Consider the following 25,279-nt stretch of genomic DNA (forward strand, 5'->3'; position numbering starts at 1 on the left):
CTACGAGCGTCGCCGAACATGGTCTTGGCTTCGCCGCTTCTCGTTTAAGCTCCCCGCATGGGTGGGTCGACGAAATCTCAAAGCAGTCGCCGAATTCCGGGATTCGCGCAGTTACAGCGGCTCGGCAAGAGCCTCATGCTGCCGATCGCGGTGCTACCGGCGGCCGGCATCCTGCTGAGACTGGGCCAACCGGACCTGCTGGGCCGCATCGAGGCGCCCGTCATCGGGCCGTTCTTCCAGGCGATGAGCGCCGCGGGCGGCGCGCTGTTCGACAACCTCGCACTGCTGTTCGCCGTCGGTGTGGCGATCGGTTTCGCGAAGAAGGCCGACGGCTCCACCGCGCTGGCCGCCGTCGTCGGCTACCTGGTGATGGACAAGGTCTTCGAGACCATGTCGCCGTTCGTGCTCGACGGAGTGCTCGACAAGGCCGGCGAGCAGGCGCAGATCAACTACAGCGTCTTCGGTGGCATCGTCATCGGCCTGCTGACCGCGTGGCTGTTCGACAAGTACCACACCATCGAACTGCCTTCCTATCTCGGCTTTTTCGGCGGCCGCCGGTTCGTCCCCATCGTGGTCTCGCTGACCAGCCTGTTCGTCTCGTTCGCGATGAGCTACTTCTATCCGATCTTCGACGCCGGGCTGACCAGCCTGGGCCAGTTCATCGGCGGCGCCGGCGCGCTGGGTGCGTTCGTCTACGGGTTCGCCAACCGCATGCTGATTCCGGTGGGCCTGCATCACATCCCGAACTCCTACATCTGGTTCCTCTACGGCGACTACGACACCCCCGAGGGCGTCGTGACCGGTGAGCTGACCCGGTTCGCCGCGGGCGATCCCACCGGCGGGCATCTCACCGCCGGGTTCTATCCGATCCTGATGTTCGGTCTGCCGGCCGCGGCGCTGGCGATGATCCACGTGGCCAACAAGAAGCAGCGTAAGGTCGCCGTCGGCATTCTGTCCGCGGCGGCGCTGACGGCGTTCCTCACCGGCGTGACCGAGCCGTTGGAGTTCGCGTTCATGTTCGTGGCGTTCCCGCTGTACGTGATCCACGCGGTGCTGACCGGGCTGTCGCTGGCGATCGCCTACCTGCTGGACATCCACCTGGGCTTCTCGTTCTCCGCGGGGCTGATCGATCTGCTGCTGTACGGCACCGCGCCGGCGGCCAAGAACATCCCGCTGCTCATCGGGATGGGCGTGGCGTTCGCCGTCATCTACTACCTGCTGTTCCGGTTCGCGATCACCCGGTGGAACATGCGCACCCCGGGCCGCGAGCCCGAGGAGGAGTTCGAGGCCGAGGAGGCCGCGAATCTCGGTGAGGTCGGTGTTTCCGCCACGGCGGTGGCCACCGTCGATGCGCCGGTGCGCGCCGACACCAAGGCCGAGCAGGTCATCGCGGCGTTCGGCGGCCGGGACAACCTGGTCAATGTGGATGCCTGCATCACCCGGCTGCGGATGGAGGTTGCCGATCCGGCCAAGGTCGATCAGGCCCGGCTGAAGAGCCTCGGTGCGGCCGGGGTGATCGAGGTGGGCAGCAACGTGCAGGCGGTGTTCGGCACCGAGGCCGAGGCGCTCAAGAACGCCATCAAGGACGTGCTGTAACTAGCCGCAGTAGTCGTGGGTGGCGTATTCCAGCGCCCGCCGGTACAGCGGATCCAGGCCCCGGTTGGCCACCACCTCGTTGATGCTGGCACCCACCTCGGCGCGGCAACTCGGGGACTGTAGTGCCGGCCACTGGTGCGCGATCTCGCTGACCATGGTCTGGTTGAGGCCGTCGATCGTGGTGCGCGTCGACGCGAGGTCGGGTGCGGTGTCCGGCGCGGCGGCCGGGTCGACCTTCCAGTCGCCGAACAGGCTGTACTGCAACGACACCGTCGCGTCGATCTGGTCGCGGAACACCTCGCGGACGTACGCCGGGTCGGCACCCTGCGCCTGCGCCGCGGTTGCCACGGTGTCCAGGACCTGCGCTTCACGCTGCGGGTCCTGGATCTGCCCGCCGGTCAGGTACTTGCTGGCCGCCACGGGTTCGGCGGTGAGCAGGCGCTGCGCGGCGGCGTCGACCAGCGGGTGCAGCGGGCTGAGCACATCGGCGCCCGCCACCGGTGCGGCGGCAACCGCCAAGGCCGCCAACGGGATCGCGAGACCGCGCATCAGCGGCTCCCGCGGACCAGTCGTCCCGGCCGGGCACCGGTGTCCACCCCGTCGCGGCGGGTGATGACCCCGTTGACGACGGTGGCGGTGTAGCCGGAGGCGCCCTGCACCAGGCGGTGCCCGCCGGCGGGCAGGTCATAGGCCATCCGCGGGGCGTGCAGGGTCAGCGCATCGAGGTCGATCACGTTGACATCAGCCTTCTTTCCGATCGCGATCACCCCGCGGTCGGTCAGCCCGAACAGTTGCGCGGTGTCATGGGACTGCTTGCGGATCACGTACTCCAGCGGCAGCTTATCGCCGCGGTGCCGGTCGCGCGCCCAGTGCGTGAGCAGGAACGTCGGGTAGGAGGCGTCGCAGATCATGCTGCAGTGCGCGCCGCCGTCGGACAGGCCGAGCACCCCGGCGGGGTGGGTCAGCATCTCACGGATGGCGTCGTGATTGCCCTCTGCGTAGTTGAACATCGGCAGCATCAGCATGGTGGCGGCGTCGGCCTCCAGCATGAGGTCGTACATCGTGGTCAGCACGTCCTCACCGCGGGCCTTGGCGATCGCGGACACCGTGCGCTCGGCGGTGGGTTCGTAGTCGGGCGGGTTGCCCAGCGAGTAGAGCCGGTCACCCGAGTACTGCGCCAGCGCGAACATGCCGTCGAAGAGCACGTTCGGGTCGACGGGCAGGTCCTCTTCGGACAGGATCGCCGCGCGCACAGCGGGTTCGGCGAGCTTGGCGGCCAGTTCTTCGCGGCTCAGCGCAGCCTTGAGCTTGCGGTAGGTGGGCCGGTGGGTGAAGGCGTGGTGGCCCGGGAAGCCGAGCAGCATGCCGAACGGTCGCGCGGCGACCTGCGGGTAGAGCCGGCTGCCCGCCTGGTGGGCGGCCGCGGACAGGTCGAGTTGTTCGCGCCACAGGTTGGGGTCGGCGTCGACCTGGATGAGGGCGAAGCTCAGCGCGCAGTCGATCTCCTCGCCGAGGCGGCGCATCCACTCCAATTCCTTTCGGGGCGCGACGATGTCCTCACCGGCGGCGCCCTGCGGGGCAAGTTCGAACACCGCACCGCCGCCGGCCGCAGTGGCCCGGCCGAGCGCGAACAGTTCGTCCTCGGCGGCGAAGGTTCCGGGCACGGGTTCGCCGTCCATGGCGCGGTGGGCCAATGTGCGCGAGGACGAGAAGCCCAGGGCCCCGGCCTCGATGGCCTCCTGCACGATCCGGCTCATCGCGGCGATGTCGTCGGGGGTGGCCGCTTCGTTGCGGGCGCCACGCTCCCCCATGGCGTACGCGCGGACGGTGCCGTGCGCGATCTGGCTACCCATGTCGACGGCGAGTTCGCGGCGGCCGATGACATCGAGGTACTCGGCGTAGGTCTCCCAGCCCCAGGTGATGCCCTCGGTGAGCGCGGTGCCCGGGATGTCCTCGACACCCTCCATCAGTTCGATGAGCCACTGTTCCTGGCCTGGCCGCACCGGCGCGAAGCCGACTCCGCAGTTGCCTGCGACGATGGTGGTGACACCGTGGTTGCTGGACGGCTCCAGCAGGTCGTCCCAGCTGACCTGGCCGTCGTAGTGGGTGTGGATGTCCACGAAGCCGGGCGCGACGATCTTGCCGGTGGCGTCGATGGTTTCGGCGGCCTCGGCCTGCAGGGTCGGGTCGCCGGTCCCGCGCCGGCGGACCTCGACGATCTTGCCGTTCTTGATACCGACGTCGGCGGTGAACCGGTCGGCCCCGGTGCCGTCGACGACGGTACCGCCGGTGATCAGTAGATCGAACACGATGCACTCCCTTGGCCGGCGTCCCTTTCGTCGTGTGTAACACGACGGCACCGGCGGACTAGGCAGATTCGGAAAAGTGTTCACTGCCGGCGCGGCCCGGCGGCAGAACCCCGCCGAAGTCCCTAGGAGCGAGATCGAACGCACGGTTGTGAATCACGGCAGAGTCCGGTTATCCACAACCCTCACGTCGATCTCGCTCCTAGGGCCATAACCTGTCAGTCCCCCCGAACACCATGACTCCATGACGCCGTTCGTGGGCAGCGAGGCCATCGCACACAGAGCCGTGACCCCGGGAATCCTGCGCTCGCAATACACCAGGATCCTGCCGAACATCTACGTCCTCAAGGGCACCGAACTCGACCTGGAGGTCCGCGCCCACGCCGCCTGGCTGTGGTGCGGGCGGACCGGAGTCGTCGCGGGCCGCGCTGCCGCCGGTTTGTATCTCACACCGGGCGCCGTCACCGCCGATCTCATCGAACTGATCGCGCTCAAGAGCAAACACCCACCCGATCTGATCGTCCGAAACGAGCGCATCGCGGTCGATGAGATCAGCGTCCGAGAGAATCTCCCGGTCACCAGCCCGGCCCGCACCGCACTGGACCTGGCCCGGTATCTGGAACGCGATGCGGCCGTCGCGATCCTGGATCCGTTGACCGCCGCCACGGGCATCACCAAGGACGACATCTGGCGGCTGGCTGATCGCTACCGGGGAGCGCGCGGTATCCGGAATGCCGTCCCGGCCATCCTGCAAATCGATTCCGGCGCAGCATCACCGGAGGAAACCCGCGTCCGCCTCCTGTTGTCCGACGCCGGACTGCGTCCGACGCACTCCCAGATCAGGATCACCGACGGCTTCGAGGAAACGGTCATCGCCATGGGATGGCCCGATCTGAAGGTCGGGGTCAACTGCGATCGTTTCGCCACCCGAGGCCGTCACGCCGCGGAGATGGCCGAATTCCTGCAAAGCCAAGACTGGCTCACCGTCCATGCACTGCCCGGCCACAGCGATGGAAGTATCGTCTGGCGGACACGCAACGCGGTGTGGTCACGCCTCAGGAGGCGGCCTGCTGCGCCGCGCTGAGATCCGGCAGCGGCCGCGCACAGACCTCGCGCGCATCGGCCTCGGACATGCCGAACAATCGCAGCACATCGGCGGTCACCACATCGGCGGCGTGTGCGTCATCGCGATCCGGTTGCGCGGCAAGAAGATTACCCAGACCGAGCAGTGCCCCGCCGGCCACCGCCAGCGCCAGCTCGGGGTCCTCGACACGGAAGCGGCCCGACGCCACCCCGGCATTGATATCGCGCAGGGCCCGCGGCGCCAGCCCACGATCGGACTGCAACAGCGTCATACCGTTGGCCAGCAGCACCTTGCTCTCCTGCGGCCGGGCCCGGAACATCCGGCCGGTCATCCGGAAGCTGGCCGCGAAGATCTCGGCGGGATCGTCGAGGTCGGCGGTGCAGGCGTCCAGGATGTCGCCGTGCCGGTCGAGCACCTCGGTCACCGCGGCCTCGAACAGCTGCTCGCGGGACTCGAAGTGGTTGTAGAAGGAGCCCATGCCGACATCGGCGGCCTGGGTGATCTCCAGGATCGGCGCATTGAGCTTGCCCGCGGCGATGAACGACTGCGCGGCGACGAGCAGCGCCGCGCGGGTGCGCTGCTTGCGGCGATCGGTACGGCTCGGCGCTTCTTCGGGCATGGCCACAGTGTGCCTCATTTCTGATGAATTCGTCAGAAACTCTTGACTGAGCGTCCCGTCGCATGTGACGATTTCGTCAGGAAAGGCGGTCACATGGTTGTTGACGTGCACAAAGACCTGCACAGCGAGCACGGCGCACGACACGGCGAACACCCTGGCCGCACACGCAACCCGATCATCAAGGTCCAGGACCTGGCCTGGCTGGAGTTCGAAAAACCCGACCTGACCCGGGCCGAGGCCTTCGCCCGGGCCTTCGGGTTCCAGACCGCGCTGCGCACCCCCACCGAGTTGTATCTGCGTGGCACCGACGCCGGCGCGCCCTGTGTGCTGTTGCGTCACGGCTCCCGGACCCGGTTCGTCGGACTGGCGCTGCAGGCCGCCGACGAGGTCGACGTGCTCCGAGTGGCCGACAAGACCGGCACCGTCGCGCGGCCCCTGCCCGAGGCGATCGGCGGGCTGGCCGTCGACCTCGCCGATCCCAGCGGCACCCCGGTCCGGGTGGTCGCCGGAATGCACACGCTGCCCGAGTCACCGGTGCAGCAGCCGCTGGTGCACAACACCGGCCGCTCGACGGTCCGCACCAACGCCACCCAGCGCCCGCCCCGGGTGCCGGCCCGCATCCAGCGGTTGGGCCATGTGGTGCTGCAATCCACCACCTACCTGCAGACGTTGAACTGGTACCTCAACACCTTCGGGATGATCGTCAGCGACTTCCTGTACTTCCCCGGCCAGCGTGACCGCGGACCGACCATGAGCTTCATCCGCTGCGATCGCGGCAGCATGCCGGCCGATCACCACACCGTGGCACTGGCGCTGGGCCCGGCGAACCGGTACGTGCACTCGGCCTTTCAGGTCAGCGATCTCGACGCGCTGGCCGCCGGCGGCGAATACCTCAGCGAGCGTGGCTATTCGCGGTCCTGGGGCATCGGCCGTCACATCCAGGGCAGCCAGATCTTCGACTACTGGCGTGATCCCGACGGCTTCCTCGTCGAACACTTCGCGGACGGCGACATGTTCGACAACACCCTGGAACCCGGGTGGGCCGAGTTCACCGCAACCGGCCTGTCGCAATGGGGCCCGCCGGTCACCCGCGACTTCCTGGGCGCCGATCTGAAGTCCGTCCGCCACGAGGCGGCATCCATGCTGAGCGCGCTGCGCGGCGAGAACGAATTCGATATCCGGCGGCTGGCCGGCCTACTGAAAGTTGCTTCCTCATGACAGTTTCCGTGTTGCGCACCGATGACGCCTGGTGGGTCAAGACCGCGAACGGCGCCGCCCGCATCACCACCTCGGCCACCACCACCGCCGAACTGCTCGCCGACCGTACCGCTGTCGACGCCGCGCTCACCGCAGATGTCGTCCCGATCGACACCCTCGATCTGGTCTCCCCCGTCACCGCGCCATGCCGGGTGATCGCGCAGATGACCAACTTCGAATCCCACGTCCGCGATTCCGGGATGGACCCGAAGACTGTCCCGCTGACCTTCTTCCGCAAATCCTCGGCCTCGATCAGCGGACCGTTCGACGATATCGTCAAACCCGGGCATGTCCGGTTCCTGGACTACGAGGTCGAGATCGGCCTGGTGGTCGGCCGCGACATATCGGTCGGCACCAACCTCTCCGAGAACGACCTCGCCGACGCCATCGCCGGGCTGGTCATCACCAATGACGTGTCCGCACGCGACATCCAGCTACCCCAGACCCAGTTCTACGAGGCGAAGTCCTACCCCACCTTCACCCCGGTCGGCCCCGAACTGGTCTTGGTCGACGGCGACGACCTCAAACGTTTCGGCGATCTTCGACTCACGCTGTCCGTCAACGGTTCCCAACGCCAGAATGCCGTCGTCGAGGGTGACATGCTGTACCGCCCGCTGCAGGCCCTGCAGTCGCTGACCCGGTTCCAGGATCTGGCCGCCGGAGATCTCATCCTGACCGGCACCCCGGCCGGCACCGCGCTGCGCGCCCCGGCCAAGCCGATCGAGATCATCGGCAACCTGCTACCGCCCGCGGTGAAATGGAAGGCCTTCTTCAAACGTCAGGCCTCCAACACCGACTACCTCAACGACGGCGACATCGTCGAGGCCACGATCGGCACCGATGACGGCACCATCGACCTCGGCGTGCAACGCATGCGAGTCAGATACTGATGACGACGCACGTGCCGGTGGCCGTCATCGGCGCCGGGCCGACAGGGATGACGGTCGCCACCCTGCTCGCGCAGTGCGGCATCGAGACACTCGTCCTCGACCGCTGGCGCGATGTCTACCCGCAGCCGCGCGCGGTGCACCTCGACGATGAGGTCTACCAGATCCTGGCGCGCGTCGGCATTGCCGACAGGTTCGCCGCGATCTCGCGGCCCGCGCTCGGCCTGCAGCTGGTCGACGAACACCACCGGGTGCTGGCACGCTTCCGGCGCCGCATCGGCCGTCACGGCTTCCCGCAGGCCAACATGTTCGACCAACCCGAGCTGGAAAGACTGTTGCGGGACAACCTGACCCATTACCCGCAGATCCGGATGCGCGGCGGCGTCGAGGTGATCGACCTGGCGCCCGGCACGCCGGCCCGACTCACCCTCGCCGACGGCGAGGTGATCACGTGCGACTACGTGTTGGGCTGCGACGGCGCAAACAGCTTGGTGCGCACGCGGATCGGCGCCGTCATGCAGGACCTCAAGTTTGACCAGCGGTGGCTGGTCGTCGATATCGCCACCGGCGCGGACCTGCAGCAGTGGGACGGCGTGCACCAGGTCTGCAGCGCGCACCGGGCCGCCACCTACATGCGGATCGGTGAGACCCGGTACCGCTGGGAATTCCAGCTGCTGGCCGAGGAGTCGGCATCCGACTACACCGGCCTGGATGCGTTGCACCCGTTCATCGCGCCGTGGGTACCCGAGGGCACCGAGCTCGAGCTGGTGCGGGTCACCGAGTACACCTTCCGCGCCCAACTCGCCGACCGCTGGCGCCGCGACAATGTGTTCCTGCTCGGCGACGCCGCGCACCTGACCCCGCCGTTCATCGGGCAGGGCATGGGCGCGGGCCTGCGCGATGCGATGAACCTGGCCGGGAAGCTGGCCGGGGTGATCAACGGCGAACTGGACGCGGAAGTACTTAACAGCTATGAGCGGGAACGCAAACCGCACGCCCGGAACATGATCCGCCTCGCGCTGATCGTCGGGCGCGCCATGACCGCGGGGGGCCGAACCGGCGACCGGGCCCGGCACGCGCTGGCGGCCGTGCTGACCATTCCGCGCGTAACAGCGCGTCGGCTGCGCGGCAAGACCGTGGTCGCACAACCCGTCGACCGAAGGATCCCATGACCGCCACCTACCGCGCCGACATCTACCGCACCGGCGCCATCCTGGACCCGTACCCGCACTACCGGCGGCTGCGCGATCTCGGTCCGGTGGTGTGGCTGAACCGACATAAGTGTTTCGCACTGCCCCGCTACGCCGAGTGCAAGGCCACCCTGCGCGATGATCAGCAGTTCCTCTCGGGTGACGGCGTCTCGCTGAACATGTTGGCCAACAGGCTGTCCAAGGGCACGACGCTGGCCAGCGACGGTGATGAGCACGCCGAGCGCCGCAAACTGGTCGCGCACCGGATGATGCCGCGGGCGTTGCGCAGTCTCGGCGACACCGTGGACGAGCAGGCCGCCGCGGTGGTCGAGGCCGCCGTCGCGCAGGGCAGTATCGATGGCGTCGACCTGGCAACCGCGCTGCCGCTGGCCATCGTGCCCGATCTGGTGGGCTGGCCCCGTGATCAGCGCGAGCATCTGATCGAGTGGGGTGGGGCCACCTTCGATGTGCTCGGGCCGCTGAATTGGCAGGCGATCAAGGCGGTTCCGCGGGCATGGGAGATGTTGCGGTTCGCGCGGCGCGTGGTCCGCCGCCGCGATGTGCTGGCCGGCAGCATCATCGACGAATTGTTGACCGCCGCCGATCAGGGTGCACTCGACCACGCCGAGTGCCCCGCGTTGATGGTCGACTACATCGCCCCGTCGTTGGACACCACCATCAGCGCGATCTCGAATGCGCTGTACCTGTTCGGGACTCACCCCGAGCAGTGGCAGCTGCTCAAGGACGATCCGGACCTCATCCCGGCCGCCGTCAACGAGGTGGTGCGCTACGAGTCGCCGCTGCGGGCGTTCGCCCGGCATGTCCGTCGCGACACCGAGATCGCGGGCACCGCGATCCCGGCCGGCTCCAAGGTGTTGGTGCTCTACGCCTCGGCCAACCGCGACGAGCATGCCTGGGACGATCCGGAAACCTTCGATATCCGTCGTAATGCCGGTGCGCACATCGGTTTCGGCAACGGCGCGCACGCCTGCGCCGGGCAGGGTCTGGCGCGGCTGGAGACCGTCGCCATCCTGCGGGCCCTGGTGGCGCGCGTCGACCGCATCGAGGTGACCGGTGAACCGGTGTGGGCGGTCAACAACATCATCCGCAGGCACCAGAGCCTGCCGCTGAAGCTGATCGCCTAAAGGGCCTCGAAGCAGGAGTCGCTCTCACCGGTCGGGATCGCAGCGTCCGTGGACGAGAACTTCCCGGTCACACCGGTACTCGTCACCGCGACGCTGTCGGCCTTGATGCCGAGCGGGTAGTTGTCATTGAGCGTGGTGGTCAACTCGTTGAGTGCGGTCTGCACGGCGTCCTTGCCGAACGGCCCGGTGACGTCGACGACGTTGAGGTCCAGGTTGCCCGCGTTGACCTCGGGTCGCGCGGTGATGGTGGTGCCGCCGGTGGCCTCCAGGATCAGGGTGCCCGCGGCCGCGTCGGTGCGCACCCCGGTGACCAGGTCGCCGACGACCGGCAGGTTCTCCGCGACGGTCTGTTTGATACCGTCCGCGGTCCAGTCCAGCGTGGCCGTCACCGACCCGATGGTGCCCTTCGCGTCGGCGGTGGGCTGCAGATCGATATCGCTGAGCGTGACATCGGCGGTCATGCCCTTGGCTTCCTGCACCCGGTCGCCGGTGGTGATCACCGAGATGTCGGAGTAGTGGTCGGTGAGGTACTGCCACAGGAACGGCGGCGTCACCGAGTAGGAGACGTCGGCGGTGTCCTCGACCAGACAGTCGGTGATACCGGAGAGCACGGTGCCGGCGCGGTGCCGGGCGTAGAGCTCCGCCGCGGCGAGCCCGCCGACCAGGACCGCCACCACGATGACGGCGATCAACGCGATGCTCTGCTTGTTGCGCGTGGCAGGGGCCGGCGGGGGCTGCATCCCGGGTGGCCGCAGCGGCGGGGCCGGCGGCGGTGGTGGCGGGGGCTTGCGGATCTGCTGGGTCACCGGGTCGGGCACCCGGATTTTCTGGGTGGACGGCTCGGGCCGTGGGAGGCGCTGAGTGGGCGGCTCGGGCCGGGGCAGGCGTTGGGTCGGGCTGGACAGATCCCCCGGTCGCTGCGCTCCTGCCCGCCGGTCGGGCCTGGGTGCTCGCGGTATCCGCCGGGTCGCCGGGTCGCGCGGCGGTTCGGGCGGCTGCGTCGGCATCTGCCCAGTGTGCCAAAAGACCGGCGGCGGGAAACCGAAGTTCCCCGCCGCCGGTGCTGACGTGGCCTTACTGCTCGGGCTGCTCCTCGGCGGCGCTGTAGCGGGTCCAGAAGGCGTAGGCGGCCAGGCCGGCGGCCACCGCGACCGCGACCCACACCACGAAGGAGATGATCAGCGAGACCGGGGACAGTCCGAAGCTGGACAGGGCGAAGCCCGCGTAGACCAGCCACAGCAGCCGGTACACCGACCACAGCGCGGTCAGCCCGCTGAAGAGGGCGATGATCAGGGCCGGGGTCTTCTCGACGCGCTTGGTCAGGTCCTGCAGCTGGGCGGGGATCACGTTCATCGGTATTCCTTTCGGGGTGCGCCGCCACTGTGGCGTCGTCATGGCACAAGTACAGCGAGGCGCATTCGCTACCGATCCCAACAATTCGGTGTTGGATGACGTCATGACCCAGCCCGACATCGTCATCCTGATGACCGATGAGGAACGCGCGGTGCCCCCGTACGAGTCGCCCGAGGTGCTGGACTGGCGGCAGCGGACGCTGAGCGGGCGGCGCTGGTTCGATGAGCACGGCGTCAGCTTCACCCGGCACTACACCGGATCGCTGGCCTGCGTACCGAGCCGGCCGACGCTGTTCACCGGGCACTACCCGGATCTGCACGGGGTCACCCAGACCGACGGTCTGGGCAAGCGCTACGACGATTCGCGGTTGCGCTGGCTGCGCCGCGGTGAGGTGCCCACCCTCGGAAACTGGTTCCGCGCAGCCGGATACGACACCCACTACGACGGCAAATGGCATATCTCGCACGCCGACCTGGAGGATCCGGCGACCGGGAAGATCCTGGCCACCAATGACGACACCGGTGTCGTCGACCCAGCCGCCGTGCAGGCCTACCTCGACGCCGACCCGCTGAAGCCCTACGGGTTCTCCGGCTGGGTGGGCCCCGAGCCGCACGGAGCGGCCATGGCCAACAGCGGTTTTCGCCGCGACCCGCTGTTCGCCGACCGCATTGTGGCCTGGCTCGAAGACCGCTACGCCCGCCGCCGCGCCGGCGACGCCGCGGCCCTGAAGCCCTTCCTGCTGGTCGCCAGCTTCGTCAATCCCCATGACATCGTGCTGTTTCCGGCGTGGTCGCGGCGCAGTCCACTGGCGGCGTCACCCCTCGATCCCCCGCACGTGCCGCCCGCGCCCACCGCGACCGAGGATCTGCGCAGCAAGCCCGCCGCGCAGACGGCGTTCCGCGACGCCTACTACTCCGGGTACGGGCCGTCGGCGGCAGTCGCCCGGACCTACAAGCGCAAGGCACAGCAATACCGCGACCTGTACTACCGGCTGCACGCCGAGGTCGACGGCCCACTGGACCGGGTGCGCCGCGCCGTCACCAACGGTTCCACCGACGCGGTGCTGGTGCGCACCTCCGATCACGGTGAGCTGCTGGGTGCGCACGGCGGGCTGCACCAGAAGTGGTTCAACCTGTACGACGAGGCCACCCGGGTGCCGTTCGTCATCGCCCGCATCGGCGCTGCGGCGACGTCACCGCGCACGGTGTCCGCACCCACCTCGCATGTGGATCTGGTGCCGACGCTGCTCGGCGCCGCCGGGGTCGACGTCCCTGCGGTCGCCGCAGCGCTGGCCGCCGAGTTCAGCGAGGTGCACCCGCTGCCCGGCCACGACTTGATGCCCGTGGTGCACGGTGGCCCGGCCGATGAGGACCGGGCGGTGTACCTGCTGACCCGCGACAATGTCCTCGAAGGCGATACCGGGGCGTCCGGGCTGGCGCGCCAGCTGGGCCGTGATGTGAATCCTCCTGCACCGCTGCGGATCCGGGTGCCGGTGCAGGTGGCCGGCAACTTCGAAGCCATGGTGGCACGCGCCGATGACCGGCTGTGGAAGGTGGTGCGTACTTTCGACGATCCGGGTACCTGGACCGAGCCGGGGGTACGCCAGCTGGCCTATACCGGCCGCGGCGCTCAGCGCTATCGCAGCGATGTGCTCGACGACCAGTGGGAGCTCTACGACCTGACCGGCGATCCCGCCGAGGCGGTGAACCGCTGGGACGACCCGTCGCTGCATGAGCTGCGGGCGCTGCTGCGGATGCAGCTCAAGCAGGTGCGGGCCGCAGCAGTGCCGGAGCGCAACGAGCCGTGGCCCTATGTGCGCCGGCAGCCGCCGGCAGAGTCCGGTGGGCTGCTCGGCCGGGTGCTGGCCCGGCTCCGACGCTGAGTCAGCCCTTGGCCAGCTGCACCAGGAATTCGATGGTCGCGACCGGCTGCACCGCCAGCAGCGAGGCGGGTGGCCTCGGCGGGTCCACATTGAAGTCGAAGAACCGGATCGGGATGGCCCCGGCGACGTCGACCCGGTCGCCGTTGCGCTGGATGTCGAGCTGCGCGCGCTCCACCCGCGTCACGTCCTTGAGCGTCAGGTGCACGGACACCTCGAGCCGCGCCGGGCTGCCGTCCGCGGGCACCGGGGCCAGGTCCACAGGCATGTTCATGCTGACCGTGGCCGTCGGGAACGCTGCCGTGTCCATCGCGTCGGTGCCGCGGAAACGCTCGTCGCGACCGGGCCGCCCGGAGTCGATGGCGGCGACGTCGACGGTGAATGTGGCGGACACCAGGTGGGAACCCTTGATCTCGGCGCCGCCGGTGACGGCATCGGTGCGGCCGTTGACGTCCACCATTAACCAGAGCAGCTGCTGCTGGACGCGGTACCCGGCCAGTGAGCCGGGCTGCACCGTCCAGGCTCCGTCGATGTCGGTGCTCGCGGGACGGGCGTCGGCCGGCAGCACCAGAGCCGGTTCGGGAGGCCGTTCGACGTAGGTCTTGTACGCCCACGGGGCCACCGCCACGGCGGCGACGAGGAGCACGGCAAGCAGACCCGCAAAGATCAGCCAGCCCTTTTTCCTCATCGGCTCATCGTGACAAATGCCCAGGCCTTTGGGGTGATCTTGTACGAATCAACTTCGCTGGAGGTGGGCGAGCACGTCGGCGCCGTCATCGGTGACGTAGATCAGCTCGTCCAGCGGGATCGGCAGGAAGCCGTCGCTCTCCATCCGGCGCAGCTGCATCACCAGCCCGTCGTAGAACCCGGCGGTGTTGAGCAGCACCACCGGCTTGGTGTGGTGGCCGTGTTTACGCAGTTCCAGGATCTCGGTGGCCTCATCCAGGGTGCCGAGTCCCCCGGCGAGGATCACCAGCGCATCGGCGCGGGCCAGCAGCTGGGCCTTGCGGTCGGCGAGGTCGGCGGCGAACACCATCTCATCGGCGTCCGGGCGGGCCTTGGCCCGCAAAAACTCCACGGAGATCCCGACCAGGCGGCCACCGGCCTCGTGCACGCCGTCGGCGATGACCTTCATCAGCCCACTGTTCGACCCGCCCCACACCAGGGTGTGCCCGGCCTCCCCGAGCGCCCGGGCGAACTCGCGGGCCGGGGTGGTGTATCGCGCGTCGAGGTCGGCGGCGGACAGGAAGACGCAGATGTGCATTCCTGCGATGTAATCAGCTTGCGTTCGGAACGGCCAAGAATCGTGGCGAAGCCAGACCTTCAGGACGTTCAGGGTGCACCGGCATACTGGCGCTCATGTCGACCTGGCTCATCACCGGAAGCTCCACCGGAATCGGACGTGCCCTCGCCGAGGCAGTCATCGCCGCCGGCCACAACGCGGTGGTCACCGCCCGCGACGTCAGCAGCGTCGCGGACCTCGCCGACTCGGCACCGGAACGGGTGCTGGCCGTGACGCTGGACGTCACGGTGCCGGACCAGATCACCGAGGCGGTACGCCAGGCCGAGGAGCGCTTCGGCGGCGTCGACGTGCTGGTGAACAACGCCGGCTACGGATATCGGTCAGCCGTGGAGGAGGGCGACGACGCCGACGTGCGCACCCTGTTCGACACGCATTTCTTCGGCACGGTGAACACCATCAAGGCGGTGCTACCCGGTCTGCGCAAGCGGAAGTCCGGAGCCATCGTGAACATCTCCTCGATCGGCGCACAGATCACCCCGGCCGGGTCCGGCTACTACGCAGCAGCCAAGGCCGCCATCGAGGGCCTGAGCGGATCGCTGCGGAGTGAGCTTGCGCCCCTGGGCATCTCGGTCACGATCGTGGAGCCCGGCCAGTTTCGCACCGACTTCGCCGGCCGCTCGCTCACCCAGTCGGCCACGCCGATTGCCGACTACGCCGACACCGCGGGCAAGCGGCGCATCGAGAACGACACCGTGCACGGCACCCAGACCGGCGATCCGGCCAAGGCCGCCACCGCGATCATCGGCGCCGTCGAGTCCCCCGAACCGCCCGACTTCCTGCTGCTCGGCAATGATGCGCTGACGCTGTACCGCCAGGTCGCCGACGCCCGGTCCGCCGAGATCGCAAAATGGGAGGGCGTCAGCGCCGGCACGGACTTCTAGAAGGACCGCAGGTTGTCCTTGAACAACGTGTGCTCGTAGTGCGTCCGGGTCAGCCCGCGGCGCTGAAGTTCGGGCACCAGGCCGTCGATCACCTCGATGACGTATTTGCGGGTGAGCCGCATGCCGGGAGCGGTGATCAGGAAACCGTCTCCGCCGACCTGGTCCATCAGGGCCTCCAGCCGGTCGGCCACGGTCGCAGGTGTGCCCACCAGTGCGTCCTCGGTGGACAAATAGGCGGCGGTCAGCTCCCGCAGCGTCTTTCCGCTACCACGCTGCAAAAAGGCTTCCAGGGAACCTTTTTCGCCGTTGGTCTGTAGGTCGTCTGGCAGCGGCTTGTCGAGGTCGAACTTGGTGAAATCGATCTCGACGATGGCGGCCAGATGCGCGAGTGTCTTCTCCAGGTAGTACTCGTTGTTCACCAGCCGCTGCAGCTTGGCCAACGCCTCCTCGTCGGTGTCGCCGAGGTGCGGGGTGATCAGGAACAGCACCTTGATGTCATCGGGATTGCGGCCGTATTCGACTGCCCGGCGCCGGATGTCATCACGGTAGGCGATCATGCCCTCGGGATCGGCGGCCGTGCCCACCACCGTGTCCGCGTACTTCGCGGCGAAGTCCTTTCCCTGCGGTGACCCGCCGGCCTGGGCCAGCACCGGGTGGTACTGCGGGGACGGCACGGTGTTCAGCGGGCCGCGGCTCTTGTAGTACTGGCCCTCGAAGTCCACGGTGTGCACTTTGGTGTGGTCGACGAAGGTGTTCGTCTCCCGATCGCGGACGACGGCGTCGGGCTCCCATGAATTCCACAGCGCCCTCACCAAGTCCACATACTCGTGGGCGCGGGCGTAGCGCTCATCGTGACGTGGCAGGTGGTCCAGGCCGAAGTTCTGCGCCGAGCGGTCCTCCGCGGACGTGACCATGTTCCAACCGACCCGACCACCGGTGAGATGGTCCAGCGTGTTGGTCAGCCGGGCCAGCAGGAATGGCGGGTAGAACGTCGAGGACAGCGTCACCACCAGCCCGAGGTGCTGGGTGACGTTGCCCAGCAACGGGATCAGCGGCGCGGGATCGTGTTTGGGTGAGTGCAGCGCGTGCTTGAGTTCACGCTCGTAGCTGCCCCCGTAGGCGTCGGACACCATGAGCTTGTCCTCCAACAGGAGGTAGTCGAACTTCGCCCGCTCCAGATGCTGGACCAGTTCGACGTAGAAGTCACCCGACCAATCCTGTCCGCCGGTGGATCCCCACTGTTCGTTCCAGCCGTCGACACAGAAGTTGGCGAACCACCCGAGATGGAACCTTTTGTCGCGCGCCATCAGTGATGGTCCAATCGGTCGTCGCTGCGGGCAATGGCCGCTCGTTCATGGCTGAGGTCGAGACTGCGGCTGAAGACGTAGTAGGCCACCGCTGAGACGGCAAGCCCGGCGAGCCAGGAGACGTCGATGCCGCCGAGTAGCGCACCGAACGTGCCGGTGAAGAACGGCAGCACGGCGAACGGGATCATCGCGGCGAACCCCAGGAAGTAGGCGACGATGCCCCGCCAGGACCACCCGCCGTACACGCCGTCCGGGGTGAACAGATCGGTGATTGCGTACTCGCCGCGGCGGACGAAGAAATAGTCGGTCAGGTTCACCGCAGTCCACGGCACCAGCAGGAAGAGCATCAGCGACAAGGCGTTGCTGGCGGCGTTGATCACGTGGTCGCCGAACGGCAAGGCCACGACGAGGTAGATCACGATGGTGGCGGTGGTCACCGCGACGCGTAGAGCACGGGTCGGCTTGATGCGTTTGACCAGGTCAACCCCGGTCAGGAACTGCAGGGTGACGCTGTACGCGGCGGTGGCCGTGCACACCACCAGGGTGGCCGCCGATGCCAGGGCCAGGACGGCACCGAAGCCACCGAAGACGTGGTCGCCGGCGTCGTGCAGGGCCACCAGGGTGTCCTGAGCCTCGTAGTGCGCGGACAGCCAGGCGCCCAGAGCGATCAGCCACAGCGCGGAGATGCCCGCGCCCACATAGACACTGGCGATGAGCGAGCGCGACGAGGTTTTCTCGGGCAGGTAGCGGGTGTAATCCGAGACGATCGGGGCCAGCGCGATGTTGTAGGCGGCCGATATGGCAAACACGGTGAAGAAGCCCGAGGCGGCGAAACCGTGCGTGCCGGCGGCCGGGGCGGTGCCACCTGCGTGGCCGAAGATGACGGCCAGTGAGAACACGATGACCAGCGGCACGGTCACATAGAACACCAGCTGGGAGATGCGATGCAGGTAATCGTGTCCGGCTATGGCGAACAGTCCGCCGACGACGTTGACCACCAGACCGACGGCGACCGGCGACCAGCCGAAGACCTGCGCCAGTCCTTGCGAGGTGAGGATGGTGTACACAACGCCGAACGCCAAATAGCAGGTCAGCGACATCGCGACCACGACGACGACCCCGTAGAAGCCGAATTGTGCGCGGGATTGGATGATCTGCGGCAGGCCCAGGCGCGGGCCCTGGGTGGCGTGGAAGGCCATGAAAAAAGTACCGATGATCAGGCCCAATGCCGAGGCGAGGATGGCCCAGCCCACGGAGAGGCCGAGAGCAGGGCCGGTGAAGCCCAGCGCGATGGTGAAGAAGCTCCAGTTGGCGATGAAGAACAGCGGGCTCTGCCGCCACGGCGTGCCGTGCCGTTCGGCCGGGGTGATCCAGTCGATCGATCGACTCTCGATGGTGGCGGTACGCCGCTCGGTGGGCTCGGCCTCGAAATACTCTGAACCCGTTTCGATCTCAGTAGACACGAGCGGTGATCCTCGCCCATGCGATGCACAATGGAACAGTCATCTCGTCGGGACGATTTTTAGTCAGGCTCACTACCTGTGTCCGGCGATTATCGGTTTAGCCACCAGGGCAAATATCATCGAGGGCGAGATGACCGAGAATGCCCTGACCACCGCCGACACCAAGTCCGCCGCCCGCGTCACCGCCGAGGCGGCCCGGCGCCGCACCTTCGCCGTGATCAGCCACCCCGACGCCGGTAAGTCGACGCTGACCGAAGCGCTGGCCCTGCACGCGCGGGTCATCACCGAGGCCGGCGCCATCCACGGCAAAGCGGGCCGGCGCTCCACGGTGTCGGACTGGATGGAGATGGAGAAGGCCCGCGGTATCTCGATCACCTCGACCGCGCTGCAATTCCCCTACCGCGACTGCGTCATCAACCTGCTCGATACCCCCGGCCACGCCGACTTCTCCGAGGACACCTACCGGGTGCTCACCGCCGTCGACGCCGCGGTCATGCTCATCGACGCCGCGAAAGGCCTTGAGCCGCAGACCCTGAAGCTCTTCCAGGTGTGTAAGCACCGCGGCATCCCGATCATCACGGTGATCAACAAATGGGACCGCCCGGGCCGCTACGCCCTGGAGCTGATGGACGAGATCCACGAACGCATCGGGCTGCGCACCACTCCCCTGACCTGGCCGGTCGGCATCGCCGGGGACTTCAAGGGCGTGATGGACCGCCGCAAGGGCCACTACATCCGGTTCACCCGCACCGCCGGTGGCGCCACCGCCGCCCCCGAGGAGCACATCCCCGCCGACGAGGCTTTGGCGGCCGCCGGCACCGACTGGGAGACCGCGGTCGAGGAATCCGAGCTGCTGTCGATGGATGGGTCCGACTTCGATCCGGACACCTTCCGCACCGGTGAGTCCTCCCCGGTGCTGTTCACCTCGGCGGCGCTCAACTTCGGCGTCAACCAGCTGCTCGATGTGCTGGTGGAGCTGGCGCCCTCACCGGGACCCATCGTCGACGTGGACGGGAACCCGCGGCCGGTCGAGTCGCCGTTCAGCGCGTTCGTGTTCAAGGTGCAGGCCGGCATGGATTCCTCGCACCGCGACCGCATCGCCTACGCCCGGGTGTGCTCGGGAACGTTCGAGCGCGGCGACGTGCTCACCCACGCCGGCACCGGCAAGCCGTTCGTCACCAAGTACGCCCAGTCGGTGTTCGGCCAGCAGCGCTCCACGCTGGACGACGCCTGGCCCGGCGACGTGATCGGGCTGGCCAACGCCGCCGTGCTGCGTCCCGGGGACACGCTGTATCGCGATGTGCCCGTGCAGTATCCGCCGATCCCCAGCTTCTCCCCCGAGTACTTTTCGGTGGCGCGTGGTACCGATCCCAGCAAGCACAAGCAGTTCCGCAAGGGCATCGAGCAGCTGGACCAGGAGGGCGTGGTGCAGGTGCTGCGCTCGGACCGCCGCGGCGAGCAGGCCCCGGTGTTCGCGGCCGTCGGGCCCATGCAGTTCGAGGTGGCCCAGCACCGGATGGCCGCCGAGATCGGCTCCCCGATCGCGCTGGAGTCGCTGCCCTATCAGGTGGCCCGCATCGTCGATCCCAAGGACGCCGACTTCATGAACAAGCAGGTGTCCGCGGAGGTGCTGACCCGCAGCGACGGGGTGATGCTGGTGCTGTTCTCCACGCCGTGGCGGCTGCAGGGCTTCCAGCGGGACAACCCGGAGATTCAGCTCCGGTCGCTGGTCGCCGCGGCCGAGGGCTGATCCGCACACAGATGTTCTTCGGGCGCAGTCCTTTTCAATCAGGATCGACCACCGTGAGGATGCCCGACGGTACATCCAGCGCTGCCAGGGTACGCGCGGCGGCGGTATCGATCTGCACACGCGGATCGGGGGGAAGCTCGTCCTCGAAGTAGGTGCCGGGCCCGTAGAGGAAGCCGTAGCGAAGCACCACCCCGTGGGCGGCCAGCACGGCGGATTCGAGTGCGGCGACCGCGTCGGCTTCCGCGCCGGGGCGCATCGTCCACGCAACGCTCTGCGCGACGACCTTCGTCTGCTCCAGGTTCTCGACCGCGTCGAGCAGGTTGCGGGTACCGTCGCGGCGGATCCGGGCATTGAGCACTGAGTCCGCCGGCAGGTCGGCCAGCTCGTCGGGCAGGTCGGTGAGTTCGTGCAGCAGCACCTCGGGCTCGAACCCGCGAACGGCCGCGGTGAGGGCAGGGCGGTCGAAGACGTCGCAGACGATCGGCTTCGCCCCCAGGGCGGCCAGCCGGTCGGACTTACCCACCGAACGAGTCAGGGCCCCGACGGTGTGACCCGCGTCGATCAGCAGCGGCAGCAGCCGGCTGCCGATCACGCCGGAGGCGCCAGCGAAGAAGATGCGCCGGGGGTTTGGTGTGGTGGTCATCAGATTTCTCCTCAAATGGGTGCTCACCGGCAGCCGGCCGGGAGCGTTCGGATTGCGCACGGGTGACCGCCCGCGGGAATGAGCTCGACGGCCGCGTTGCTGCCCGGGGATTGGCAGGAGCTGGCAGTGACGGTCGCGACGCAGGTATGCGGGGACGAGCGGGGTGCGGCCGCGGCCGGCGATGCGGCGATCAGCGCCACCGGCACGGCTGCGACGAGTGCGAGAACTCGCATGATGGACTCCTCCACTGAACTGATTACAGCTGTGACGCTACGCCGTAAGTGGCATAGGTATATGGTCAACTTTCATGGCAGACGGATGGGCCACTTCGGTCGCGGTCACCGCCACGGCCATCGGTATTGACCTGCATCTGGACCTGTCCGGGCCGCGACTACGCGCCGGCCTGATGGAGGCGTTGCGGGAGGCCGTTCGCTCGGGACGACTGGCCCCGGGCACCCGGCTGCCGTCGTCGCGTTCGCTGGCCGCCGACCTCGGAGTCGCCCGTAACACCGTGGCCGATTCGTACGCCGAACTGATCGCCGAGGGTTGGCTGACCGCCCAGCGCGGATCGGGTACCCGGGTGGCCCGCCGCGCCCAACCGCGCGCCGCACCGGCATCGCGCACCGGGGTCCTCCCGGCTGCACCCACCCACGGGTTGATCCCCGGCTCACCGAACCTTGCGGAGTTCCCCCGCGCCCAGTGGCTCGCGGCGTCACGGCGCGCACTGGCTGCCGCCCCTCATGACGCCTTCGGCTACGGGGATCCGCAGGGCCGCATCGAGTTACGCACCGTGCTGGCCGATTATCTGGCACGGGCCCGCGGCGTGTACGTCGCACCGGACCGCATCGTCATCTGCGCCGGTTTTCACCACGGACTGACCCTGATCGCGCACGTATTGCGGGCGCGACGGGTGCAGGCGGTGGGCGTCGAGTCGTACGGGTTCTCGGTCCACCGCGAACTGCTGTCCGGCGCCGGGCTGCGTATCCCGCCGATTCCGCTGGATGAATTCGGCGCGTGCACAGACGAATTGGGTCGCTCCGGGGCGGTCCTGCTGACGCCGGCACATCAGTATCCGACCGGGGTAGAGCTGCATCCGGACCGCCGGGCGGCAGTCGTGGACTGGGCGCGCACGACCGGTGGGCTCATCCTGGAGGACGACTACGACGGCGAGTTCCGCTACGACCGCCAACCCGTCGGCGCGCTGCAGGGTCTCGATCCGGATCGGGTGGTCTACTTCGGGTCGGCGAGCAAGTCGCTGATGCCGGGGTTGCGACTGGGCTGGATGGCGTTGCCGCAAGCGTTGGTGGCCGACGTGGTGGCGGGCAAGGGCCGGGTCGACTGGTCGAGCGCACTGGACCAGCTGACGCTGGCCGAGTTCATCGACTCGGGCAGCTACGACCGGCACCTGCGGTCGATGCGATTGCGCTACCGGCGCCGCCGCGACCAACTGGTCGCCGCGCTGGCCGAGCGGGCTCCCGGTATCCAGGTGACCGGTATCGCCGCGGGTCTGCAAGCTGTCCTGACACTCCCCCGCGGAACCGAACAGGCCGTGGTCGCGGAAGCGGCCCGGCTGGGGTTGGCGGTCGGCGGGATCGCGGAGTTCCGGCACCCCGAGCAGCGCGACCACGACCGGGACGCGCTGGTGGTGGGGTTTGCCGCTCCGTCCGACAGTGCGTGGGCCGGTGCACTGGAGGCGCTCTGCCGGACACTTGCCACAACGGTAGGCTGAGTTCAGTACTCAATACTCAGGAATAAGTGGGGCACGGCGGGCGCTCTGGTGAACACATCACCGAGTGAAGGGTGGCCGCAGATGACCATCGTGAAAGCTGCTGCCGTACAGATCAGTCCGGTGCTCTACAGCCGAGACGGGACCGTCGAGAAGATCGTCGCCAAGATCGGCGAGCTCGGTCGGCGCGGCGTGCAATTCGCCACCTTCCCGGAGACCATCGTGCCGTACTACCCCTACTTCTCCTTCGTGCAGCGGCCCTTCGAGATGGCCGCCGAGCAGCTGCGGCTGCTCGACCAAGCGGTGACCATTCCGTCGGCGGCCACCCACGCCCTCGCCGAGGCCGCCCGGGAGGCCGGTGTGGTGGTGTCGATCGGGGTCAACGAGCGCGACGGCGGCAGCCTGTTCAACACCCAACTGCTGTTCGACGCCGACGGCACCCTGCTGCAGCGACGCCGCAAGCTCACACCGACCTTTCACGAGCGGATGATCTGGGGGCAGGGCGACGGCTCCGGGCTGCGCGCCGTGGACAGCGCAGTCGGTCGCATCGGGCAGTTGGCCTGTTGGGAGCATTACCACCCGCTGTTCCGGTATGCGCTGATCGCCGACGGCGAGCAGATCCACTCCGCCATGTTCCCCGGCTCGTTCGGCGGCCCGCTGTTCGCCGAGCAGACCGAGATCAGCATCCGCAATCACGCGCTGGAGTCGGGCAGTTTCGTCGTCAATGCCACCGGTTGGCTCAACGCCGATCAGCAGGCCCAGATCGTCGCCGACACCGGCGCCCCGCTGGGTCCGATCTCCGGCGGGTCGTTCACCGCGATCGTGTCGCCACTGGGTGAATTGCTCGGTGAACCAGTGCGATCCGGCGAGGGTGAGGTGATCGCCGACCTCGACTTCGCCCTGATCGACCAACGCAAATCGAAGATGGACGCCCGCGGGCACTACAGCCGCCCGGAGCTGCTGAGCCTAGTCATCGACCGTACGCCGAGCGCGCAGGTGCACGAGCATGTCTGAGCCTCAGGAGATCCCGTTCACCGGAGTGCGGTTGCGGTACGCGAGCACCGCGAGTGTCGACGTCCTGGCGTCGGCGCTGTACGCGGCCGTCGGGTCCCATCCGGTGCCGATCGACGATATCGCCCGGCGGTTCGAGGACTGGGACTCCTATGAGCGTGAGGTGCAGTCTCACGTCGGGCCGAGCGGCTTCATGTTGTTCGCGACGTTCGACCACGGCGGATGGATCGCGAAGGCCGGGATAGACCGGCAGGTGTTGCGGGTGGTGATCGGCAATCCGCTGATCGCCATCACCATGCTGCGTCACGACGTGACCGCCGGGCTGTTCGCGCCGGTGGAATTGCTGCTCACCTCCGAGGACGGCGGCAGCGCCCTGACCTACGTCCGACCGTCGTCACTGATGGTGGTGCAGAAGAATCCGCCGCTGCTGGCGGCGGCGCAGGCGCTGGACGCCAAGCTGGCCGAACTCGCGGAGTCGGTGACCGGCTGACGCGTTACTTGAGCGCGCTGCCCTGGCGCCACTGCGCCCACGGCACGCTCCAGTCACCGTTGTTGGCGGGGTCCAACGGCTCACCGCCGGTGTTGCGGACCTCGACGATGTCACCGGGCGTCGAGAAGTTGTAGAACCACTCCGCGTTCTCGCCGCTGAGGTTCAGGCAACCGTGGCTGACGTTGGTGTTGCCCTGCGCCCAGACGGTCGCGTTGAGCTGATGCAGATAGATGCCGTCCATGCTGATGCGGGTGGCGAACGGGATGGTGTTGCGGTAGCCGAGGCGTGAACCGACCGGCAGACCGTAGGTGGAGGAATCCATCACCACCGGGTTGGCCTTGTCCATCACGGTGTAGACCCCGCGCGGCGTCCAGAAGCTCAGCGTGGTGTTGCCGACGGTTTCCGAGCCGCCCATGCCCATCGAGGTCGGCATGGTGCGGACCAGCTTTCCGTTCGTATAGACGCTGACCTGTTTGGTGGTGTCATCCGCGATCGACACATGCGAGTCGCCGATCGTGAACGACACCTTCTCGTCCTGCGCGCCGTAGAGGTCCTCACCGAGTCGGGTGCCGTAGATGCCGGCGTCAACGGTCACCTTGGTGCCGGGTGCGTAGTACTTCTCCGGGCGCCAGTGCGCGGTCTGGTCGTCGATCCAGTTCCAGGCGCCGACGGTCTCGGGTGCGGTGGTCACCCGCATCCGGCGTTCGGCACTGGCCTTGTCGGTGATGGGCTGGTCGAAGCGCGCGACGACCACCATGCCGACGCCGTAGGTGGCGCCCTCCTTCAGCGGGGCGTACGCGGTGCTGTTGAGGTAGACCCGGGCCTGATAGCTGGGGTCCACGGTGGTGAACGACGAACTCTCTCTGGTCGGCATGCCGCCGGGACCGCGCCCGTGCACCGTCAGGGTGTACGTGCGGCCGTAGCCCAGCGGCACCGCCGGCTTCCAGCTGGTGGCGTTGTCGGTGAGCACGCCCGGGATCTCCGTGCCCGCGTCGTTGACCAGCGTGACGCCCGCGAGCGTGCCGGTCTGCGCGGTGACCGATACCCGGCCCACCGGCTCCACCTCGGCCCGCGGCGCCGGGTTGATCGTGATCCGGGGCGGCTCGATCGGTGAGGGCTTCGGCAGGTCCTGCGACGTGGCGGTCAACGTCTGGCAGCCCTGGGTGCAGCCCGGTAGCACCGTCACGACGACCCCGCCCGCCACGGCCAGCACAGCAAAGACGATCGCCAGGCAGGCACGACGAACAGCGGTCAACACAACTCCAATATGGTTCGGCGAGGGCCAGTTTGATCGGGAATCCGATCGATGGCCCAATGGTAGCCCGCCGGCTGCGGCCCTTGGTAACGGCACGCACTCTCATCGGAATCGATTCGAAGAACGGGGTCCGC

Annotated in this window: 23 protein-coding genes and 1 pseudogene; 12 read left to right on the forward strand and 12 right to left on the reverse strand. The window is 68.0% G+C overall.

Going from position 1 to position 25,279, the window contains the following annotated elements:
* Window positions 1–57: 57 nt before the first annotated feature.
* Window positions 58–1,596: a PTS transporter subunit EIIC gene (locus ASE48_RS12700; protein ID WP_057167450.1), complete on the forward strand. Its 1,539-nt coding sequence runs from the start codon at window positions 58–60 to the stop codon at window positions 1,594–1,596.
* On the opposite strand, the gene ASE48_RS12705 is transcribed toward ASE48_RS12700, so the two are convergent.
* Window positions 1,597–2,145: a chorismate mutase gene (locus ASE48_RS12705; protein ID WP_057167451.1), complete on the reverse strand. Its 549-nt coding sequence runs from the start codon at window positions 2,143–2,145 to the stop codon at window positions 1,597–1,599.
* Complete coding sequence (locus tag ASE48_RS12710; protein WP_057167452.1) at window positions 2,145–3,905, reverse strand: N-acyl-D-amino-acid deacylase family protein; 1,761 nt, start codon at window positions 3,903–3,905, stop codon at window positions 2,145–2,147. The genes ASE48_RS12705 and ASE48_RS12710 overlap by 1 nt, the downstream gene beginning before the upstream one ends.
* A gap of 241 nt (window positions 3,906–4,146) precedes the next feature.
* Here ASE48_RS12710 and ASE48_RS12715 point away from each other — a divergent pair, with 241 nt between their 5' ends.
* Window positions 4,147–4,986 carry a hypothetical protein gene (locus ASE48_RS12715; protein WP_057167453.1) on the forward strand — a complete coding sequence of 280 codons (840 nt, stop codon included), beginning with the start codon at window positions 4,147–4,149 and terminating at the stop codon, window positions 4,984–4,986.
* Here ASE48_RS12715 and ASE48_RS12720 read toward each other — a convergent pair.
* Window positions 4,958–5,605: a TetR/AcrR family transcriptional regulator gene (locus tag ASE48_RS12720; RefSeq protein ID WP_235571117.1), complete on the reverse strand. Its 648-nt coding sequence runs from the start codon at window positions 5,603–5,605 to the stop codon at window positions 4,958–4,960. The genes ASE48_RS12715 and ASE48_RS12720 overlap by 29 nt on opposite strands.
* 93 nt (window positions 5,606–5,698) lie before the next feature.
* Here ASE48_RS12720 and ASE48_RS12725 point away from each other — a divergent pair, with 93 nt between their 5' ends.
* The 4 genes and pseudogenes from ASE48_RS12725 to ASE48_RS12740 all read left to right on the forward strand — a co-directional run bounded on the left by ASE48_RS12725 (window position 5,699) and on the right by ASE48_RS12740 (window position 10,084).
* Window positions 5,699–6,823 carry a VOC family protein gene (locus ASE48_RS12725; RefSeq protein ID WP_057167455.1) on the forward strand — a complete coding sequence of 375 codons (1,125 nt, stop codon included), beginning with the start codon at window positions 5,699–5,701 and terminating at the stop codon, window positions 6,821–6,823.
* A complete protein-coding gene (locus tag ASE48_RS12730) occupies window positions 6,820–7,752 on the forward strand; it encodes a fumarylacetoacetate hydrolase family protein (RefSeq protein ID WP_057167456.1) in 933 nt (310 codons plus the stop codon). Before ASE48_RS12725 ends, ASE48_RS12730 begins: the two co-directional genes overlap by 4 nt.
* A pseudogene (gene mhpA / locus ASE48_RS12735) lies at window positions 7,752–8,858 on the forward strand (bifunctional 3-(3-hydroxy-phenyl)propionate/3-hydroxycinnamic acid hydroxylase MhpA); the annotation flags it as partial. The gene ASE48_RS12730 and the pseudogene mhpA, both read left to right, overlap by 1 nt.
* A gap of 59 nt (window positions 8,859–8,917) precedes the next feature.
* The gene (locus ASE48_RS12740; RefSeq protein WP_057167458.1) at window positions 8,918–10,084 is read left to right on the forward strand and encodes a cytochrome P450; all 1,167 of its coding nucleotides are present in this window, start codon (window positions 8,918–8,920) and stop codon (window positions 10,082–10,084) included.
* Here ASE48_RS12740 and ASE48_RS12745 read toward each other — a convergent pair.
* On the reverse strand, window positions 10,081–11,091 hold the full coding sequence (locus tag ASE48_RS12745) for an LmeA family phospholipid-binding protein (protein WP_057167459.1): 1,011 nt from the start codon (window positions 11,089–11,091) through the stop codon (window positions 10,081–10,083). The genes ASE48_RS12740 and ASE48_RS12745 overlap by 4 nt on opposite strands.
* Window positions 11,092–11,158: 67 nt before the next feature.
* Window positions 11,159–11,479, reverse strand: a complete 321-nt coding sequence (locus ASE48_RS12750; RefSeq protein ID WP_235571119.1) for a hypothetical protein — start codon at window positions 11,477–11,479, stop codon at window positions 11,159–11,161.
* 61 nt (window positions 11,480–11,540) lie between these two features.
* On the opposite strand from ASE48_RS12750, the gene ASE48_RS12755 reads away from it, so the two are divergent.
* Complete coding sequence (locus ASE48_RS12755) at window positions 11,541–13,319, forward strand: sulfatase-like hydrolase/transferase (RefSeq protein ID WP_057167743.1); 1,779 nt, start codon at window positions 11,541–11,543, stop codon at window positions 13,317–13,319.
* A gap of 1 nt (window position 13,320) precedes the next feature.
* On the opposite strand, the gene ASE48_RS12760 is transcribed toward ASE48_RS12755, so the two are convergent.
* Together ASE48_RS12760 and ASE48_RS12765 are read right to left on the reverse strand one after the other, a co-directional pair.
* Window positions 13,321–14,004 carry a YceI family protein gene (locus ASE48_RS12760; protein WP_057167461.1) on the reverse strand — a complete coding sequence of 228 codons (684 nt, stop codon included), beginning with the start codon at window positions 14,002–14,004 and terminating at the stop codon, window positions 13,321–13,323.
* Between the two features lie 48 nt (window positions 14,005–14,052).
* The gene (locus ASE48_RS12765; RefSeq protein ID WP_057167462.1) at window positions 14,053–14,580 is read right to left on the reverse strand and encodes a TIGR00730 family Rossman fold protein; all 528 of its coding nucleotides are present in this window, start codon (window positions 14,578–14,580) and stop codon (window positions 14,053–14,055) included.
* A 95-nt stretch (window positions 14,581–14,675) separates the two neighbouring features.
* Here ASE48_RS12765 and ASE48_RS12770 point away from each other — a divergent pair, with 95 nt between their 5' ends.
* Complete coding sequence (locus ASE48_RS12770) at window positions 14,676–15,500, forward strand: oxidoreductase (protein WP_057167463.1); 825 nt, start codon at window positions 14,676–14,678, stop codon at window positions 15,498–15,500.
* Here ASE48_RS12770 and ASE48_RS12775 read toward each other — a convergent pair.
* Complete coding sequence (locus tag ASE48_RS12775; RefSeq protein ID WP_057167464.1) at window positions 15,497–16,807, reverse strand: NtaA/DmoA family FMN-dependent monooxygenase; 1,311 nt, start codon at window positions 16,805–16,807, stop codon at window positions 15,497–15,499. The genes ASE48_RS12770 and ASE48_RS12775 overlap by 4 nt on opposite strands.
* On the reverse strand, window positions 16,807–18,270 hold the full coding sequence (locus ASE48_RS12780; protein ID WP_057167465.1) for a purine-cytosine permease family protein: 1,464 nt from the start codon (window positions 18,268–18,270) through the stop codon (window positions 16,807–16,809). The genes ASE48_RS12775 and ASE48_RS12780 overlap by 1 nt, the downstream gene beginning before the upstream one ends.
* A 130-nt stretch (window positions 18,271–18,400) precedes the next feature.
* On the opposite strand from ASE48_RS12780, the gene ASE48_RS12785 reads away from it, so the two are divergent.
* Entirely contained in the window at window positions 18,401–20,020 is a 1,620-nt protein-coding gene (locus ASE48_RS12785; protein WP_057167466.1) for a peptide chain release factor 3, read from the forward strand.
* A gap of 34 nt (window positions 20,021–20,054) precedes the next feature.
* Here ASE48_RS12785 and ASE48_RS12790 read toward each other — a convergent pair whose 3' ends face one another.
* Both ASE48_RS12790 and ASE48_RS32665 read right to left on the reverse strand, forming a co-directional pair.
* Entirely contained in the window at window positions 20,055–20,663 is a 609-nt protein-coding gene (locus ASE48_RS12790; RefSeq protein ID WP_057167467.1) for an NAD-dependent epimerase/dehydratase family protein, read from the reverse strand.
* 23 nt (window positions 20,664–20,686) lie between these two features.
* Window positions 20,687–20,896 (reverse strand): hypothetical protein, encoded by a 210-nt coding sequence (locus ASE48_RS32665; RefSeq protein ID WP_156409170.1) that lies wholly within the window; start codon window positions 20,894–20,896, stop codon window positions 20,687–20,689.
* Window positions 20,897–20,970: 74 nt separating this feature from the next.
* Between ASE48_RS32665 and pdxR the strand changes: the two genes are divergently transcribed.
* The 3 genes from pdxR to ASE48_RS12805 all read left to right on the forward strand — a co-directional run bounded on the left by pdxR (window position 20,971) and on the right by ASE48_RS12805 (window position 23,890).
* Window positions 20,971–22,392 carry a MocR-like pyridoxine biosynthesis transcription factor PdxR gene (gene pdxR / locus ASE48_RS12795; protein ID WP_057167468.1) on the forward strand — a complete coding sequence of 474 codons (1,422 nt, stop codon included), beginning with the start codon at window positions 20,971–20,973 and terminating at the stop codon, window positions 22,390–22,392.
* An 81-nt stretch (window positions 22,393–22,473) separates the two neighbouring features.
* A complete protein-coding gene (locus ASE48_RS12800) occupies window positions 22,474–23,403 on the forward strand; it encodes a nitrilase-related carbon-nitrogen hydrolase (RefSeq protein WP_057167469.1) in 930 nt (309 codons plus the stop codon).
* On the forward strand, window positions 23,396–23,890 hold the full coding sequence (locus ASE48_RS12805) for a DUF302 domain-containing protein (RefSeq protein WP_057167470.1): 495 nt from the start codon (window positions 23,396–23,398) through the stop codon (window positions 23,888–23,890). The genes ASE48_RS12800 and ASE48_RS12805 overlap by 8 nt, the downstream gene beginning before the upstream one ends.
* 4 nt (window positions 23,891–23,894) lie before the next feature.
* On the opposite strand, the gene ASE48_RS12810 is transcribed toward ASE48_RS12805, so the two are convergent.
* Window positions 23,895–25,148, reverse strand: a complete 1,254-nt coding sequence (locus tag ASE48_RS12810) for a L,D-transpeptidase (RefSeq protein WP_082614149.1) — start codon at window positions 25,146–25,148, stop codon at window positions 23,895–23,897.
* Between the last annotated feature and the right edge of the window lie 131 nt (window positions 25,149–25,279).

This window comes from Mycobacterium sp. Root265 (assembly GCF_001428895.1).
GTDB lineage: Bacteria > Actinomycetota > Actinomycetes > Mycobacteriales > Mycobacteriaceae > Mycobacterium.

What these genes read in the sequence shown, in the direction of transcription:
- ASE48_RS12700 (WP_057167450.1), top strand. Translation starts at nt 58, where the DNA reads ATGGGTGGGTCGACGAAATCTCAAAGCAGTCGCCGAATTCCGGGATTC.
- ASE48_RS12705 (WP_057167451.1), bottom strand. Translation starts at nt 2,145, where the DNA reads ATGCGCGGTCTCGCGATCCCGTTGGCGGCCTTGGCGGTTGCCGCCGCA.
- ASE48_RS12715 (WP_057167453.1), top strand. Translation starts at nt 4,147, where the DNA reads ATGACGCCGTTCGTGGGCAGCGAGGCCATCGCACACAGAGCCGTGACC.
- ASE48_RS12720 (WP_235571117.1), bottom strand. Translation starts at nt 5,605, where the DNA reads ATGCCCGAAGAAGCGCCGAGCCGTACCGATCGCCGCAAGCAGCGCACC.
- ASE48_RS12725 (WP_057167455.1), top strand. Translation starts at nt 5,699, where the DNA reads ATGGTTGTTGACGTGCACAAAGACCTGCACAGCGAGCACGGCGCACGA.
- ASE48_RS12730 (WP_057167456.1), top strand. Translation starts at nt 6,820, where the DNA reads ATGACAGTTTCCGTGTTGCGCACCGATGACGCCTGGTGGGTCAAGACC.
- ASE48_RS12740 (WP_057167458.1), top strand. Translation starts at nt 8,918, where the DNA reads ATGACCGCCACCTACCGCGCCGACATCTACCGCACCGGCGCCATCCTG.
- ASE48_RS12745 (WP_057167459.1), bottom strand. Translation starts at nt 11,091, where the DNA reads ATGCCGACGCAGCCGCCCGAACCGCCGCGCGACCCGGCGACCCGGCGG.
- ASE48_RS12750 (WP_235571119.1), bottom strand. Translation starts at nt 11,479, where the DNA reads ATGACGACGCCACAGTGGCGGCGCACCCCGAAAGGAATACCGATGAAC.
- ASE48_RS12755 (WP_057167743.1), top strand. Translation starts at nt 11,541, where the DNA reads ATGACCCAGCCCGACATCGTCATCCTGATGACCGATGAGGAACGCGCG.
- ASE48_RS12760 (WP_057167461.1), bottom strand. Translation starts at nt 14,004, where the DNA reads ATGAGGAAAAAGGGCTGGCTGATCTTTGCGGGTCTGCTTGCCGTGCTC.
- ASE48_RS12765 (WP_057167462.1), bottom strand. Translation starts at nt 14,580, where the DNA reads ATGCACATCTGCGTCTTCCTGTCCGCCGCCGACCTCGACGCGCGATAC.
- ASE48_RS12770 (WP_057167463.1), top strand. Translation starts at nt 14,676, where the DNA reads ATGTCGACCTGGCTCATCACCGGAAGCTCCACCGGAATCGGACGTGCC.
- ASE48_RS12775 (WP_057167464.1), bottom strand. Translation starts at nt 16,807, where the DNA reads ATGGCGCGCGACAAAAGGTTCCATCTCGGGTGGTTCGCCAACTTCTGT.
- ASE48_RS12785 (WP_057167466.1), top strand. Translation starts at nt 18,401, where the DNA reads ATGACCGAGAATGCCCTGACCACCGCCGACACCAAGTCCGCCGCCCGC.
- ASE48_RS12790 (WP_057167467.1), bottom strand. Translation starts at nt 20,663, where the DNA reads ATGACCACCACACCAAACCCCCGGCGCATCTTCTTCGCTGGCGCCTCC.
- ASE48_RS32665 (WP_156409170.1), bottom strand. Translation starts at nt 20,896, where the DNA reads ATGCGAGTTCTCGCACTCGTCGCAGCCGTGCCGGTGGCGCTGATCGCC.
- pdxR (WP_057167468.1), top strand. Translation starts at nt 20,971, where the DNA reads ATGGCAGACGGATGGGCCACTTCGGTCGCGGTCACCGCCACGGCCATC.
- ASE48_RS12800 (WP_057167469.1), top strand. Translation starts at nt 22,474, where the DNA reads ATGACCATCGTGAAAGCTGCTGCCGTACAGATCAGTCCGGTGCTCTAC.
- ASE48_RS12805 (WP_057167470.1), top strand. Translation starts at nt 23,396, where the DNA reads ATGTCTGAGCCTCAGGAGATCCCGTTCACCGGAGTGCGGTTGCGGTAC.